Origin of the sequence: Chitinophaga sp. Ak27 (assembly GCF_012726295.1) — a bacterium.
GTDB lineage: Bacteria > Bacteroidota > Bacteroidia > Chitinophagales > Chitinophagaceae > Chitinophaga.
This window is the reverse complement of sequence record NZ_JABAOB010000008.1, coordinates 1-16165: the sequence shown is the minus strand read 5'-3', so window position 1 is coordinate 16165 and position 16165 is coordinate 1. Positions and strand designations below refer to the sequence as shown.

Genomic DNA, 16165 nt, shown 5'->3' with positions numbered 1-16165 from the left:
TGGGAGTTATAGATGATTATTCTGCTTTTTTACATTTCAACAATGTATAATTGATGCCCATCTGGTCGTTTTCTTCCACAATACGCAGTCCAGCGTCTGCAATACACTGGAAAAAGTCGTCGGTATGATACATCTGGCTATTGCCGTTTGCCATCGCGGTGAAATACAACGATGTCTGCTGCAGGCAAAATGCCGCAGATTTAAACTGCTGGCGGTTCCAGAAAGGCTCCAGTATATAAATGGTTCCATCTGCGTTGAGCGCTTCGCGGCAACGTTTCAGGATAGATACGATTTCGGCTTCAGAAAAACAGTCGAGGAACTGGCTCATCCAGATGGCATCAAAGCCTTTAGGGAAAGGCACTTCCTCATGCAGAATATTGGCGATGTGAAAATGAACGCGGTTTTCTACGCCGGCATCTTTCATTTTCTGTTGTGCCAGTCCTGCCTGTCCGGGCAAATCAAAAATGGTTACTTCCACTTCGGGATCTTTGGCGGTACAGGCCAGCGCCCATTTGCCGGTATTACCCCCAATGTCGAGTAAACGTTTTGGTTTGTTTTCAAACACAATATCGAGGGCGGCGGGTGTAGCCAGATCGGAGTAGTAGTGGTCGAAGTCGAACCAGCTCTTACCTACTTCCGGCGGCAGCAGCGACAGGCCTGGGTAGATGGTGTCCCATGGTCCCAGTTCACGTAACCCTGCTGGTTTACCTTCTCTCAAACTTTCCTGCAGGTGATTCATGCCTTTGTAGCAGATATCCTGTGAAAAGTCCATATTGATCTGGGTAAGGCGATCGTGTAAAATAAAGTAGCCTGTTTTGGTAAGGGTATAACGCTTGTCATTCACGATGATGAGTTCTATGCCCAAACCTGCTTCCAGCAACACTCTCACGGCATAGCGCGACATCTTGGTTTGTTCCATGATTTCTTCGATGGTAATACCGGCAGAGCGGCTGTTACTTACCGCCGTTAAGATGCCCATATCACGCAGGGCCCTGGTGGCCTGAAAGGCAATCGGAGCAAATGCCAGCCGTAATGCCGCTTCTTTCGCTTCCAGTGCAGTTTTTGTTTCTTTATTAAACACGACAATAACTTTATTTAGCTGTTAAGATTAAAGACCATGGCGGCATTGCATCCTCCAAATCCTGATACTGTTTTCAGGAAATGAGCGGATGATTGCTGCTGCAGGGTATTATAAACGTTTACCGGCATACTAACGCCGGGAGTGTCAAATCCTTTAGTGGGTATTATCACCCCATTTTTCATGGCCTGCATGCTGATAATGGCTTCTATCAGCCCGGCAGCGCCGAGGGTATGGCCATAGTATCCTTTCAGGCTGTTGACAGGTACAGATGCCAGGCCTGCATGATGCAGGGCCTTAGCTTCCATTTCGTCGTTATACAGGGTAGCAGTACCATGTGCCGATACGAAGCCGATATCTGCCGGTCGCAGTCCACTGTTATGCAACGCCAGCTTCATCACAGCAGCCAGCTCTTCGCCGGTACGGGAAGGGCCGGAAATATGGTTGGCATCGTTGCTGATAGCGCCGGCGCCCAACGAAAACGGCGCGTGGCCCCGTTCTTTGCTGAGTAGCACCGTGGCGGCGCCTTCTCCTAAAGTTACTCCGGTACGATGGGCATCAAAGGGTTTGCATGGTACAGCACTCACCGCCTGGAACGACTGAAAGCCTGACAATACAAAGCGGGTGAGCACATCAGCGCCGGCTACCACCACGTGGTCGTAACGACCGGCATCGATCAGCCGCTTACCTATTAAAATGGCTACCAGTCCGGATATACAGGCACTGCTGATCACTACGGGTTGATTAGCGGCGTTAAAATGCGCTGCTATTTTTGTGGCAGTGGCATACAATTGCATATCGGCCAGTGGAGGTATGCCACCTTCCGGCATTTGCTCCAACAGCTCAATATTCCCCTTGGTGGTGGAAATAACGAGCCCACAACGTTTATCCTCCAGGGAAATACCGGCTTGCTGCAGCACATCTGATATAGAGGCTACCAGCAATTTTTCAAATTTGGTATACCCTGTTACGGGGTAGGCGACGGTATAACGATCCAGCTGCCCCGAGGCCATCATCGCCCCATAAAACGGCGCAGCGGCATAGGCTGCATCTTCCTGCCGTCCTATGCCACTGTTGCCTTTTAATACCTGGTCAAAGTTTTCCCGGGTAGTACTGCCTAAAGGCCCCACAATATTATCCGCTACTACATACACCTGTTGCATAATACCCTTGGTTATACCAGCCCGTGCGCTTTTTTCCATTCCAGAAAAAAGGCAGGGGCAATCAATTGCAGCGAAGAAGTTTCCTTGTCCAGGAATACCTGTACGGAAGACCCTTTCGCCACTACGTCCCCTGTTGCCGGGTTGGTAAGAATGTATTCAAATTTAATTTTTGCGGCCATGTCGTCCACAAACCTGGTTTCCACCACTACCCTGTCGCCATAGCGCAAGGAACGTTTGTAATCGCATTGTATGTTTACTACGGGAACTGTGTAGCCTTTTTCAAAAATATCGAGGTAACGTAACCCATATTTTTCTCCGAATGCTTCCCGGCCGTCTTCAAAATACTGCACATAATGCCCGTGCCATACTATTCCCAGCGGATCTGCTTCATTAAATCGTATCAGTATGTTGGTGCATTCGGTCAGTATCATAATTTATCCTTTCTTCTTTGGTTTCTTGGTTTCTTTAGTAGCTACGCCTGTTTTACCTTCTTTTTTAGGAGCGGGGGCGACTACTGGTTTTTCTTCTTCCGGATCAACGGCGGAAGCATATTTTTCTTTCAGTTTTTTGTAGTCATCGTCTACATTGTCCATCACATCCTTGATCATAGCCAGCCAGTAATTACGCCAGGCGAAGCTCCATTTCTGACCTTTACCCACATAACGTTCTGTCATCAGCACATTTTTGCGGTCCATGTCTACTATGGTTACCCACATAGAAGCACTCTTGGAGCTTTTGCTCATACCTTCCATCACGAAGAGCACACCAACACCGTGTTTGCCGGAGAAATCGTAAGATTTTACCACTTTGGTAATATCTTCAGGTTTCAGGCGTTCAAAGTCGGCAGATTCGTCGGACTTAAAAGCGTCTTTATTCACGCCTTCATTGTGCTTATTCACGAGCGTAATACTGGTATTGTATTTCTCGCGGTGGAACATATCCGGGATATGATATTTCTTTGTTTCATTCACAATTACCTGGTTCATGGCAGGGAAATCAGTTTCCACGATCTGGTCTACTTTAGCGCCGGCATCGCCGATAAGACGGGCCTGGGTAAAGTCTACTCCCAGCCAGAGGAAGGAAGAATCTTTGTTTTCCAGGAAATTCTTCAATTTTTGCGCGTTCGCATGATAGGTGAGCATGCCCATAAACGCTACAGAGAGTGCGATAAATTTTCTGCAGTTCATAATATAAATATTATAGTTGGGGATTGATGAAGATTTTCATTTCACATTGTGCCATTACACGTCCTTCGTACGTCACTTTTCCGGTTACCATGGTAGCGTTAAATACTTCGCCGCCTATTACGGTAGTGGTTTCAATCGTTTGTCCTGCTGGCGGTAATTCCAGTATTTCCAGGTCTTTTACGGCGCCGATAAATCCCAGGGGAACAGGTGTATTTTGTTGTTTGGCAATGTAGCCAATGCGGGCAGCGGCGGTTTGTGCGATATTTTCCATGAGGCCCGGGGCGGTGAGCACGCCATTTTCCACGAAAATGTTGTCGGGGGCAATATGCAATCCGGTGCGGGTCAGCGGGCCATCTACCTCCAGGATACCACTGATCATGACAATAGGTGTACGTTGTGGGATATACGTGGTAATATCGTCTGTATGAATAAACATCTGCACAAGTTATTATTAAAAATGTAACACGAAATAAATAGAATTATACGACATTATTAACAGTATAAACACGGTTTATTCCCAAAAATCGTAATAATTGAACCACTGAACGGGATAACGATGCACTTTTTCTTCCACCTGGCGGCCAAATTCCTTTAAGGCTGTTTCTACTCCTTCGTTCCGGCGGCCGTGATATTGCCGGGGTTCTGTAGCATAAAAATGATAGTGGGTAGCAGATTCCTTAAAGGCAAATACTACAGACACCGGCACCCGGAACGTGGCTGCCAGCAAAAACGGGCCCATAGGGAAACGGGCATCCTGGCCCAGGAAAGGAATGGCAATGGTTTTGTTGCCCGGTAAAAAGCGGTCGGCATGCATACATACCATTTCCTGGTTACTCAGCGCCTCGTTAATGGCATAAATATGTGACAGGTCGTCTTTGATCACGATAATATTCATGTTCCGGTCGCCGGTTACTCCGGAAAGATATTCCTTGATCCGCTGGTGTTCCCCGTCAAACATCACGATATTGACACGGGTTTCCAGGCGTTTGAAAAGGTGGCCTGCTACTTCCCAGTTGCCCAGATGAGCGCTCAGCAGGATGCCGCCCTTACCGCCGGCCACCATTTCCCGCAGGTAATGTTCGCCCTCAAATTCAAAGGTGAATTGATTGGCCATATCCGCCATTACCACCACCTTGTCGATGAGCGTCTGGCCAAATATGTAATAATTGCGGTACAGGCTGAGCAGGGAACGCCACCTGCTAAATCCTATTTTGGTACGGAAATAACGATAAATGGGTGCGGAAGAACTCCAGGAAAATGCAAAATAGTAGAAGGCTACAAATCTCAATAACAGATAAGCCGGCCAAACACCCCCATGTTTAAGCAGGAAAACAAAGCAACTATATCCGAACTTACTACCTTTTGATTTTCCTTGCCAGGATGGCATTATACCAGTTCTTTTTGTTGTACACGAGTGGCTACATAATTGTAGAAATCCTGGAAGGTAACGATAGACTGAAAATCTTCCGGATTTACTTTAAATCCGAAGTTATCTTCTATTACTACCACCATATCGATATAGTCCAGGCTGTCGAGATCCAGCGTGGATTTCATATTCGCTTCCGGGCTGATTGATTCGGGGTTTGCTTCAAACTCCTCTACCAGGAACTTATTCGTAACAGTTACAATTTCTCTAATGTCCATATTGTGTGAAATCAGATATAGGTTCGTTTTAAAATATTTTTACTTCGTGTTGGTCTAACGATCCTGATCCAGGGGCCAAAGTTAAGGATATTTATTTTCCATTCCACCCTCTTACAACGAGAGAAGAGTTAGTTCCTCCAAAGCCAAAGGAATTAGACAAAAATATATTAAAATTTTTATCAAGTGTACTGGTCACAATATTTAACCGGGCAGCATCATCGTCGGGGTTTTCCAGGTTAATATTGGGCGCAATAAAGTTATGTTGCATCATCAGCATGGAATATACGATTTCGCTGGCGCCGGCCATCCAGCATTCGTGGCCGGTCATAGACTTGGTAGAGCTGACATATGGCTTTGATCCGCCAAACACTTCATGAATCGCTTTTGCTTCGCTGGCATCACCGGCGGCGGTAGAAGTAGCATGCGCATTAATATATTCAATATCACTGGGTTGTAATCCTGCGTCCTGTAAAGCTATTTGCAGGGAACGCACCGGTCCGTCTACTGTAGGATTGGAAATATGACCGCCGTTGGAGGAAAAACCATATCCCAGCACTTCGCCAAGGATGGTAGCTCCCCTGCGCTGGGCCGACTCCAGGCTTTCCAGGATTACGGTTGCAGCGCCTCCACTGGGCACCAGGCCATCGCGGTCGCGGTCAAACGGGCGTGAAGCACGGGTAGGATCGTCCTCCCGGGTAGAAAATGCCGCGATAGCATCAAAATTGCCCATCGCATACAGATTCACTTCCTGGGCGCCTCCACAGATCACGGCATCCTGCATTCCATTGCGGATAAACATATATCCCAGCCCAATAGCATGGGAACCGCTGGCACAGGCAGCACTGACGGTGAAATTTACGCCACGCAACTTAAAAATGGTGGCCAGGTTCATATTCACGGTAGAATTCATGGTCTGGAACACAGAACCGGAACCTACCAGCATCGTATCTTTTTTGGCCCGCATAATATCGTTCGCTTCCACTACCGGCCTGGCAGAACTATCGTTGCCATATAAGAGTCCTATCGGGGTTTTATCAATGTACTCGGGCGTCATATTGGCTTGGGCCAGCGCCTCACGGGTAGCCATATACGCAAATTCCGCCTGCTCAGGCATCATCAACCTGGCGCGGCGGTCCAGCAATCCTTTCAGCTCCGGCCGCTGTATAGCGCCGGTAAGCCCTGAACGATAGCCAAAGGCTTTTCTTTCGGGATCCAGTACAATACCGGATTTACCTGCATACAACGAATCCCTCACCTCCTGCATATCCTTTCCGATGCAGGAGTAGATTCCCATCCCAGTAATCACTACTCTGTTCATAAGCCGATAGCATTTATACCGCTAACTTACAATACGATAATTTATAACATTAATAGCTATTCGCTATTAGTGACAGTTTACGTGTGTAACCCTCCATTGATATTCAGCACCTCGCCGGTAATATATCCGGCCGCTTTGGAAGCCAGGAAGGCCACCGCTTCGGCTACTTCTTCGGGTGTACCGAAACGGTTCATCGGCACCTGCGCGGCCAGCTCTTTTTCATTGAGTTCTGCCGTCATATCTGTTTTGATAAAGCCAGGGGCAATCGCATTTACGGTGACACCTCTTTTTGCCACCTCCTGTGCCAGGGCCTTGGTAGCGCCAATAACGCCTGCCTTGGCTGCAGAATAGTTGGTTTGGCCCGGAAGGCCTTTAATACCAGACAACGACACCATGTTGATAATGCGTCCGTAACGCTTTAACAGCATCTGGTTCAGTACCTGCTTGGTAACATAATAAAAACCATTCAAGCTGATATTCAGCACATTAGTCCATTGCGCTTCGTTCATCCAGAACATCAGGGAATCTTCCCGGATGCCAGCATTGTTAACGAGTACCTCTATCTGTTGTTCTTTATTATTTTCCAGCCAGCCACCTAGTACCTGCTGTACTTCGGCAGCATCGCCCACGTTGAACTGCAACAGCTCACCCGTGCTGCCTTTGGCCTTTACGGCTTCCAGGGTTTCCTGTGCCGCCGCTTCATTGCCTTTGTAGTTAATGAGTATATGATATCCTGCTTCGGCCAATCTGGTACATACAGCCCTGCCTATTCCCCTCGACCCACCGGTTACTAGTGCACATTTCATGAATTACATATTTCGGTTCTCAAATAATGGTTAACCTTTCATTGCTATTTAGCATTGCACAGGTACGTTTCTCAGCAGGTATTCCTTGATTTTCTGAAGATCCTTATAACGCGGGCTGTCCTCAATAAATTTAGGGAAAATTGCTCTTACTTCCTCGTACACCTTGTGGGAGAAGGCCGCCAGGCGATCCTGGCATTGCAGGTAGTCAACCGCCTGCAGCATCGTCATTACCTGTATAGCCAATACCTGGAAGGTATTATCTATCACCTTGCTCGTCATCACCGCAGCATTGCACCCCATGCTCACAATATCCTGGTTATCGTTGTTGTTGGGAATACTGTGTACATACATTGGGAAAGACAAGGTTTGGTTTTCCGCCACTGTAGAGGTAGCCGTAAACTGCACACCCTGCATTCCAAAATTGAAGCCAAGTTTACCCAGGTTCATAAACGGCGGGAACTTATGATTCAATTTTTCATTCATCAGGTAGTTCAGCTGCCTTTCTGCCAGCATCGACAACTTGGTGATAGCGATCTTGATCTTATCCATTTCCAGCGAAACATAATCGCCATGGAAGTTACCGCCATGGAACACATTCTCCAGGTGATGATCTACTACAGGGTTATCGCTCACAGAATTCAATTCCTGCACTACCAGTTTTTCTGCCTGTGCCAGCGTATCATACACGGGACCCAGGATCTGTGGTACGCAGCGCAGCGAATAGTATTCCTGTACTTTATCTTTAAATATTTCTTCTTCCAGCTCTTTATACAGGTGATCCGGACGATGGCGCACCATTTTGCTGCCCTTCAGGATTTCCCGCATTTTAGCGGCTATCTGTTGTTGTCCCTCATGTTTTTTTACCGCATTGAGTTCTGCCGAGAGATGATCATCAAATGCTTCTACTATTTCGTTGATCATGGCCGACAGGGTTACCGACCAGCCCAACAATTTTTTAGCTTCAATAAGATTTACCAGGCCTATACCTGTCATAGCGGAGGTACCATTTATTATGGCTAAGCCTTCTCTCACATGAATGTCGATAGGTTTAAGGTTCAGCCGGGCAAATACTTCTGCCGTAGGCTGAAATTTATCTTCATACCATACCTCTCCCTCGCCGATCAGTACCAGGGCCAGGTGGGCCAGCTGCACCAGGTCGCCACTGGCGCCTACACCGCCATGTTCGAATATGCAGGGGTATACATTTTTATTGATCAGTTCTTTCAGCAGGTGTACTACTTCCGGATGAATGCCGGAATGCGCCTGCATAAAGCTGCTCAAACGTGCAATCATCAACGCTTTGGTATGCAGGGGCGACATACATTTGCCCATGCCGGAGCTATGGCTGCGAATCAGGTTATACTGCAACTGGAAGGTATCTTCATCACTGATACGGTACTGGGCCATAGGGCCAAAACCGGTGTTGATACCATAAATCAGTTTCTTTGCTGAAAATTTTTCGAGGAATACAAAACTGGCTTCTACCTGTTGCAGGGCTGCTGCTTCCAGCGTCAGTTCTTCACCACCCAAAAGCACCCTGTACACTTCTTCCAGGGACAGTGCCTTACTTCCTATTGCAACCATTTTATCTTAAATTAAATTATTTGTATATGTAAAAAAGTGCTCAAAATTAGCATAAAGCTAGATTTATCCAAATAATTAACAACCCTCCGCCCCGATTTCCGGGTATTTACGTATGCGGTTACTACTTATTTTCGTTTGGGGGAACAGGCTTTACTCTTCCGTTGTTTGAGGTGGCGGTGTGACCAGCACTTTATCAATACGATGTGCATCCATGTCCACAATCTCAAAGGTAAAATCGCGCCAGGTGAACTTCTCACCAGTTTGCGGTATATGTTCCAGGTGGTGCAGGATAAAGCCGGCAAGGGTATCGAAATCCTGCTCAAATTCGGTCATCCAATCTTCCTTATCAAATTCTTCCAGGAAATCATAAAACGGGATCTGGGCATCCACCAGCCAGGTACCATCTTCCCGCAACACCATTTCATAATCATCCATATCAGCGGTTTCCGGCATATCTCCTACAATTGCTTCCAGGATGTCGTTTAGGGTGATCATTCCCAGGAAAGTACCGTACTCATCCACAATAAATGCAGCGTGGAGGTGGGTTTCCTTAAACTTTTCAAGTACCTGATAGGCGCTGTTATTCTCCGGTACAAATAAAGGTTTCCGGATCATATCTGCCAGCGGAACCGATTTATCCGCCACCCGGTACAGGTCTTTGATGGTGATCAACCCTTTAATACTATCTATTTGCCCATCGCACACCGGGTATACGGAATGCAGGCTATCGTGGATTTTTTGGTGATAGCTGCCGGTAGCTTCGTTGATATCCAGCCAGGTAATATCATTACGGTATGTCATCAGGGAGGTAATGTTGCGGTCGCCCAGATGAAATACCCTTTCTATAATTTCCTGCTCTGTTTCTTCAATGGCGCCGGAAGTAGTGCCTTCGTTGATAATCGCCTTAATTTCTTCTTCTGTAACATGCGGCTCGCCAGTTTGTACACTGAATAATTTGACCAGCACATTGGTGGAGGCAGACAATAACGCGATGAAAGGATAGGTGAGCCAGGAAAGGACCTGCATAGGTTTAGCCATTGTTTTGGCGATGGACTCCGGCTTGGCCATACCAATACGCTTAGGTACCAGTTCGCCCAGTACCAGGGAAAAATAGGTAATGACAATCACTATGATAACAGTGGCTACCACGCCGCTGTAAGGCTGTATCAATGGAAAAGTGTTGAGCCAGGCCATCACATCAGCTTTGACGTTCTGACCAGAGTAAATACCCAGTAAGATGCCGATCAGGGTAATACCGATTTGTACGGTAGAAAGAAAGGTGTCCGGACTGTTGGCGAGCTTTAGCGCTGCCTTTGCTTTTTCATCCCCTTTATTGGCCTGGTTTTCCAACCGGTTTTTCCGGGCCGAGACCATTGCTATCTCCGACATCGAGAACAGGCCATTCAATAAAATAAGGATGAGGATAATGACGACTTCCATATATGAGCCTAAAAATAAAGAATTATTCAAATATCAGGGTAAGAAATGCCAACAACAACCCAATGGCGATGGCCAAGACCTTCTTCCAGCTGAGTTCATGATGTTTCGTACCGCTTTCATAGAAGATGGTGGTGGAAATATGCAGAAAAGCGCCTACCACCAATGCTACCACATATAGCAGATAATGCTGTACCACTTCAAAACGGTTACCCATCCACCCCGCCAGCAAAGCAGCTATGGGGGTTACGAGGGCAAAACATACCAGGATACTCCACAACTCCAATCGTTTTTTATGGGCATGTATCATCACGGTCATCAGGGTCAGGGCCTCCGGTATTTTGTGCGCTGCCACCCCTGCTATCAGGGAGGGCAATGCCGACTGGTCATCATACTTGAAGCCCAGGGGAATCCCCTCCATGAACGCATGGATGGAAAGGCCCAGCAGCAGCGGCGTTACCGCAATATGGTGATGATGTTCCTGTGGCAAATGGGTATGTCCGTGTTCCATTCCATGTGACAGCTGCTGCAAAAATACCTGCAGGAAAAAGCCCAGCACGATGTATATGCCTGCCTGGTGCCCCAGTTCATGGTATACCTCCGGCAGCAGGTGCATGATCACCACACCAAACAGGAAAGCTCCCGTGAAAGCCAGGAGATAAATAGAAAAGTTGGCGCTGACACGCTTTATAGTCATGGGTATCAACCCACCGGCAACAGTGGCGGCCAGTATTAATATCAGGTAGTTCCAGTTCATGATGCGAGTTCGGGCTCCAGTCTTATACGGCGTTGAAAGAAACTACCGCTGAGCAGCCCGATTAAAGTACCCAGTAAAGCACCTCCTACCACGTCTAGCGGATAGTGCACACCTACGTAAATCTGTGCATAAGCAATAATAGCCGCCCATGCAAAGAACAACCAGGCATACCGGTGAAAAGCTGATTTTAAAGTTATGAAACAAAAGGTTGCCAGGGCAAAATGATTGGCCGCATGGTTGGAAGTAAAGCTGCCGCTCATCGGGCAATACACCACCAATACCCTGGCATAGTGCGATACTACCGGGTCCCGGCAGGGACGTATCCTTCCCACAGCGCCCTTCAGGTATAAACTGGCCTGATCAGACACGCCGAAGCACAGCAGGAAAAACAGGATCCAGAACAGCCCCTTCCAGCCATAGTTAATAGTTACAAACAAACCCAGGAAAAGGTATAATGGCGCCCACACATAAGGCTCCCGTACAAAGGGCAGCAGGGCATCTAAAAATGCGTTATGCCATTGGCCATTGATATGAAAGAATAGTCTAAGATCCTCACGGAGAATAGATTCCAGCATGGCTATGATTTTGTGGCTACGATAATCAGTCGCGGTGAGCGCTGTGCATCATAGCTGTTAAAGTGATAATCTCCGAAAATTTCCGTTATCTGAAGCCCCTGTTTGGCAAACATTCTCTCAAAATCCGCCCGGGTAAAGGCATTTACACTTTCGGTGTAAGTGGCCCGGCGCATTTTCGCTTTATCGAGAATATTGATCCGCTTCATGAATTTATGGTCGTTCAGCTCCCTGCGGATATCAAATACCACCCCTTCTTCTTCTTTCACCTCATCTGTTACCAGGTGTGCGGCTACATAGTCGCTATTCAGGTAGTCCAGTACCAGCCTTCCCCCAGGCTTCATCGCATTCTTCAGCGTTCGCAGTGCATTATCATTATCCCGTTGCGCGTCAAAATAGCCGAAGCTGGTAAAAAAGTTAAACACTACGTCGAAGTAATTGACCCAAAAAGGCAAACGCATATCATGCTGAAAAAAGCTCAGGTGGTCATTTTCCAGTTTTTTTGCCACATTAATGCTTTCGATAGACAGATCGATTCCGGTTACATTATAGCCTTTGTCGGCCAGGTATTTGGCGTGACGCCCTTTTCCACAGGCCACGTCCAACATTTCTGCGTCGGCAGCGGGATGCAGGTAAGTTAGCAGCTTATCGATAAAAGCCGCCGCCTCCCGGTCATCGCGATGACTGTACAACAGGTGATAATAGGGAGAATTAAACCAATCCTTAAACCAAAGTTTATCTACTTCCATAATTGTGGCAGTTACTGGCTGTTAAGCTTTAGCCGTTAGCGTTTCAGCAAATGCGCTAAAACGCTAACGGCTAAAGACCTGTTGCCAAACAGCTATTTTTTATTATTAAACATCAAATATCGGGTGCTTTGATAAAAGCCGCGTGTTAAATTATCGAGGCTTTTTGCCGTATCTGGCTGTTGTCCCCGGATATTTTTCAACGGATCGCCTTTTAGGTCGTACAACGCGGTAGAATCGTTGACCATATTGATTTCGTACATATACCGGTCGCCCATTACTGCATAATGTGCCATCTGGTTACGCATCGTTGTCAAGAACACATATTTATTATTTACCCGGGTACTGTCGAACAGGTCTACCCCCAGCGTATAGTTTTTATAAGGCATACCCACCATTTTGGCTACCGTTGGATATACATCCAGCAAGCTGCCGGGCGTAGTAATCACCTGGGGCGCCAGGTGTTGGGGGCTGTACATAAACGCAGTTACATGTACGCCGCCACTGGCCAGCTCGTACTCCGGCAGCGGCATAAAGCTGTAAGGGTTGAGCACACAGTTGTGATCCCCAAAGAATACGAAGATGGTGTTATCAAGATAGCCATCTTTCCTGGCCATGTCCATCAGGTGGCCTACGTTGTAGTCTTCATACCGCAGGGCATTCAGCTGATCGATCGATACAAACCCTGATTTTTTGAACGTGTTCATATCAATGTCTTTCTCCGTCAGCTTTTTAAAATCACCGGCGCCACTGGTAGTAGTATAGGGCGGGTGATTGTCTGCCAACTGGAGGAAGGCGACAAATGGCTGTTTCTTATCATTATCAGCTTTGAAGATGGCGCTGGCTTCCGTGATCAGGTCGTAGTCGGCAATTCCCCATACATCGGCTTTACCGGATTTGTACATGCCTTCTTCGTAGATGCGGATGCCTTCCACGTTGTTGGTAAATACCGCGCGGATATTTGCCCAGTTGGTATTCCCCCCCAACAGGTATAATTTGTCATACCCTTTAAACTGGTCCATTACAATACGTTGGTCCAGCATTTTAGGATGCCGGCTGGCTGTTTTCACCGAGGTGATATCCGGCAACCCGGTATGAACCCCGAATACTGTTTTTGCTGTACTGATGGCCGGTACGTAAAAATTCTTAAACAGGATACCACTGTCGGCCAGTCGTTTCATGTGGGGCGTGGCCTGCATAGGATTGCCATACATGCTGGTGACTGCAGCACCGGTAGATTCGAGCATTACCAATACCACGTTGAGCCTGGGTTTAGACGCATCGGCGGCAATGGTGCGTACATAGCTGAGGGTATTGGGATTCAGTGAATCTACTTTCAGGTATTCGGCGATATAGGGGTAATATTTCTTAGTAGCTTCCAGGTCATAGGTATCGCCCTTTACAGAAAAATTGGACGCAAAATATAAGACGGGATTAAGTCCCAGGCTGGTAATGCCGTTATCCCGGCTAAACATGGCCTGGCTCCAGCGTAACGGGAAATAGGCAAAATTACCATAGCATCCGGCTCCAAACAGCAATACCATACCAATTACGTAGCCGGTATAAGGCCAGTTGCGTAGATATACCGGGGAGTGCGCAGCAAACTTCTTCCAGGTAGCTTTTTGCAGGCGGAATAGGAGGAACATAAAGACGATGATACCCAATACACCTCTCACTACCGGGTAACTTTGCCATACCATGCGGGCATTGTCGGCCCGTTCGCCTTTGGCCAGGAACCTTAATACGGAAGGGTCGAGGCGTAAGCCCAGGTAGTCGTAATGTCCCAGATCCAATATATAAAACAGGGTCAGGAGCAGGTAAACGACAAAGAAATAAATAACGTTGGCGCGCCGTATAGGTGTGGAGGTAAAAAATTTATTCCGGGTAATCAGGGCCAGTAGCAGGATGGGAATCATGAGGTAAAGGGCAAGACGCAGATCAAATCTGAGTCCCAGGTTCCAGGCTTTCCATATCGCTGCATGGTCTGTGATGGTTGTTTTGAAGAAAAAGAGGTAAAAAACTACCCTGAACATTACCATCAACAGGAAGAGGTAAAGCGTTTGAACAAACACATAACGAATATACCGGGGTATATTCTTCCACGAGTATTGCATGTAACGTATAGCTGTTTTTTGAAAAGCGTAGCTGCAAATATACCGAAAAAGCGGGAAGCGGAAAGCAGAAAGCAAAAAGCTCCGGAACCGGGTAAAAGTGATAAATGACTTAACCAGCCCCGCTGATCCGCCGCTTCAATAGCTTTTTGCTTTTTGCTTTCCGCCTTCAGCTTTTGATAATTAGGATTTCTGGAATGCTTTTTTTTATATTTGCCTTCCTTTAAAAATTGAATCTTGTGGCACTGATCAAATCGATATCCGGCATACGCGGAACCATAGGCGGTAAGCCCGGCGAGGGACTTTCTCCATTAGATGTGGTAAAATTCACAGCAGCATACGGCACCTGGCTGAGCCGTCAAACAGAAAACCGTAAGGTGGTAATTGGCCGTGATGGCCGTATTTCCGGCGAGATGGTGAGAAACCTGGTCGTATCTACCCTCAACGGGTTAGGTATCGATGTTGTTGACCTCGGTTTATCTACCACTCCTACTGTAGAGCTAGCCGTAACCATGGAAAACGCTGCCGGTGGTATTATTCTTACTGCCAGCCATAATCCAAAAGAATGGAATGCGCTGAAATTATTGAACAGTAAAGGTGAATTTATTTCCGGCGAGGACGGCGCTACCCTGCTGGATATTGCTGAACGCGAAGATTTTAATTTCGCTGATGTGAATAAACTTGGTACTTATACCATAGACGATTCTTACCTGCAAAAGCACGTAGACCTGGTGGTGAACTATCCGCTGGTAGACGTACCTGCTATTAAGGCGCGCAATTTCAAGATTGTAGTAGACGCGGTAAATTCTACCGGTGCTTTGTTTGTTCCTCCCCTGTTGAAAGCATTGGGTGTGGAAGAAGTAGAAGTGCTATTTCCGGAAGTTACCGGCAAATTCAGCCACAATCCTGAGCCCCTGGCAGAAAACCTGACAGCACTCTCCAACGAAGTCAATAAATCCAATGCCGACCTGGGTATTGCAGTAGATCCGGATGTGGATCGCCTGTGCTTTGTATGTGAAGATGGCAGCATGTTCGGGGAAGAATACACCCTGGTAGCGGTGGCCGATTATGTATTAGGCAAAAGAAAGGGGAATACCGTTTCCAATATGTCGTCTACCCAGGCATTGAAAGATGTGACCCTGAAACATGGCGGCCAATACACACCTTCTGCAGTAGGAGAAGTGAATGTGGTGAAGAAAATGAAAGATACCAACGCAGTAATAGGCGGAGAAGGCAATGGCGGTATCATTGTGCCGGACCTGCATTATGGCCGGGACGCCCTGATCGGTATCGGTCTTTTCCTCAGCCACCTGGCACACAGCAAGAAGAGCATTAAAGCGCTGCGTAACAGCTATCCTGATTACTTCATCTCAAAAAATAAAATTGAGCTGGATAAAGGGGTAGATGTGAAAACTATCTTCGAAAAAATTAAGGAGAAGTATAAAAACCAGCCACTCAATACAGAAGACGGGCTCAAAATAGAATTCGACAAGGATTGGGTGCATCTCCGTACCTCCAACACCGAACCTATTATCCGCATCTATGCGGAAAGCCAGAATGAAACCACGGCAGATAATATTGCCAAGCGGATCATGCAGGACATTAAAGAGTTTATGCACTAATAGCATTGACAATGGGGCTGACCAAAAAGTAAAATAAGGCTTTTTGGTCGGCCTTTTTTTTAAGTGATAAATTTTCAGCTTTTAGATCTTGATTTGATTGTCGGGATGTTTAAATGTCTAAAAGTGTGATTTTAGGACAG

General features: G+C 47.0%; 16 protein-coding genes. 1 reads left to right on the top strand and 15 read right to left on the bottom strand.

All coding sequences use genetic code 11. From position 1 onward, the window contains the following. Positions 1-16: 16 nt before the first annotated feature. From HGH90_RS24020 to HGH90_RS23950, 15 genes are all read right to left on the bottom strand, one after another. Positions 17-1081: a methyltransferase gene (locus tag HGH90_RS24020; protein WP_317166174.1), complete on the bottom strand. Its 1065-nt coding sequence runs from the start codon at positions 1079-1081 to the stop codon at positions 17-19. A gap of 14 nt (positions 1082-1095) precedes the next feature. Next, a complete protein-coding gene (locus tag HGH90_RS24015; protein ID WP_169192057.1) occupies positions 1096-2241 on the bottom strand; it encodes a beta-ketoacyl synthase N-terminal-like domain-containing protein in 1146 nt (381 codons plus the stop codon). Between the two features lie 11 nt (positions 2242-2252). Continuing rightward, on the bottom strand, positions 2253-2672 hold the full coding sequence (locus HGH90_RS24010; protein ID WP_169192056.1) for an acyl-CoA thioesterase: 420 nt from the start codon (positions 2670-2672) through the stop codon (positions 2253-2255). A gap of 3 nt (positions 2673-2675) precedes the next feature. Further along, a complete protein-coding gene (locus HGH90_RS24005; protein ID WP_168766268.1) occupies positions 2676-3428 on the bottom strand; it encodes a hypothetical protein in 753 nt (250 codons plus the stop codon). 10 nt (positions 3429-3438) lie between these two features. Then, positions 3439-3864, bottom strand: coding sequence for a 3-hydroxyacyl-ACP dehydratase (locus HGH90_RS24000; protein ID WP_168766267.1), 426 nt, complete (start codon positions 3862-3864; stop codon positions 3439-3441). A 75-nt stretch (positions 3865-3939) separates the two neighbouring features. Continuing rightward, positions 3940-4815 (bottom strand): lipid A biosynthesis acyltransferase, encoded by an 876-nt coding sequence (locus HGH90_RS23995; protein ID WP_168766266.1) that lies wholly within the window; start codon positions 4813-4815, stop codon positions 3940-3942. Continuing rightward, complete coding sequence (locus HGH90_RS23990) at positions 4815-5072, bottom strand: phosphopantetheine-binding protein (RefSeq protein WP_145672184.1); 258 nt, start codon at positions 5070-5072, stop codon at positions 4815-4817. The genes HGH90_RS23995 and HGH90_RS23990 overlap by 1 nt, the downstream gene beginning before the upstream one ends. A 91-nt stretch (positions 5073-5163) precedes the next feature. Further along, positions 5164-6390: a beta-ketoacyl-[acyl-carrier-protein] synthase family protein gene (locus HGH90_RS23985; RefSeq protein WP_169192055.1), complete on the bottom strand. Its 1227-nt coding sequence runs from the start codon at positions 6388-6390 to the stop codon at positions 5164-5166. A 77-nt stretch (positions 6391-6467) separates the two neighbouring features. After that, positions 6468-7196 carry a 3-oxoacyl-ACP reductase FabG gene (gene fabG, locus HGH90_RS23980; RefSeq protein ID WP_168766264.1) on the bottom strand — a complete coding sequence of 243 codons (729 nt, stop codon included), beginning with the start codon at positions 7194-7196 and terminating at the stop codon, positions 6468-6470. 48 nt (positions 7197-7244) lie between these two features. Continuing rightward, complete coding sequence (gene hutH / locus HGH90_RS23975; protein ID WP_168766263.1) at positions 7245-8780, bottom strand: histidine ammonia-lyase; 1536 nt, start codon at positions 8778-8780, stop codon at positions 7245-7247. Positions 8781-8930: 150 nt separating this feature from the next. After that, entirely contained in the window at positions 8931-10220 is a 1290-nt protein-coding gene (locus HGH90_RS23970; RefSeq protein WP_168766262.1) for a hemolysin family protein, read from the bottom strand. Between the two features lie 22 nt (positions 10221-10242). Next, positions 10243-10974, bottom strand: a complete 732-nt coding sequence (locus HGH90_RS23965) for a ZIP family metal transporter (RefSeq protein WP_168766261.1) — start codon at positions 10972-10974, stop codon at positions 10243-10245. Next, positions 10971-11549, bottom strand: a complete 579-nt coding sequence (locus tag HGH90_RS23960; protein ID WP_168766260.1) for a phosphatase PAP2 family protein — start codon at positions 11547-11549, stop codon at positions 10971-10973. The genes HGH90_RS23965 and HGH90_RS23960 overlap by 4 nt, the downstream gene beginning before the upstream one ends. A gap of 2 nt (positions 11550-11551) precedes the next feature. Next, positions 11552-12295, bottom strand: coding sequence for a class I SAM-dependent methyltransferase (locus HGH90_RS23955; protein WP_168766259.1), 744 nt, complete (start codon positions 12293-12295; stop codon positions 11552-11554). Positions 12296-12387: 92 nt separating this feature from the next. Next, a complete protein-coding gene (locus HGH90_RS23950; RefSeq protein WP_168766258.1) occupies positions 12388-14406 on the bottom strand; it encodes an LTA synthase family protein in 2019 nt (672 codons plus the stop codon). A gap of 236 nt (positions 14407-14642) precedes the next feature. Here HGH90_RS23950 and glmM point away from each other — a divergent pair, with 236 nt between their 5' ends. After that, the gene (gene glmM / locus HGH90_RS23945) at positions 14643-16025 is read left to right on the top strand and encodes a phosphoglucosamine mutase (protein ID WP_168766257.1); all 1383 of its coding nucleotides are present in this window, start codon (positions 14643-14645) and stop codon (positions 16023-16025) included. Positions 16026-16165: the final 140 nt, after the last annotated feature.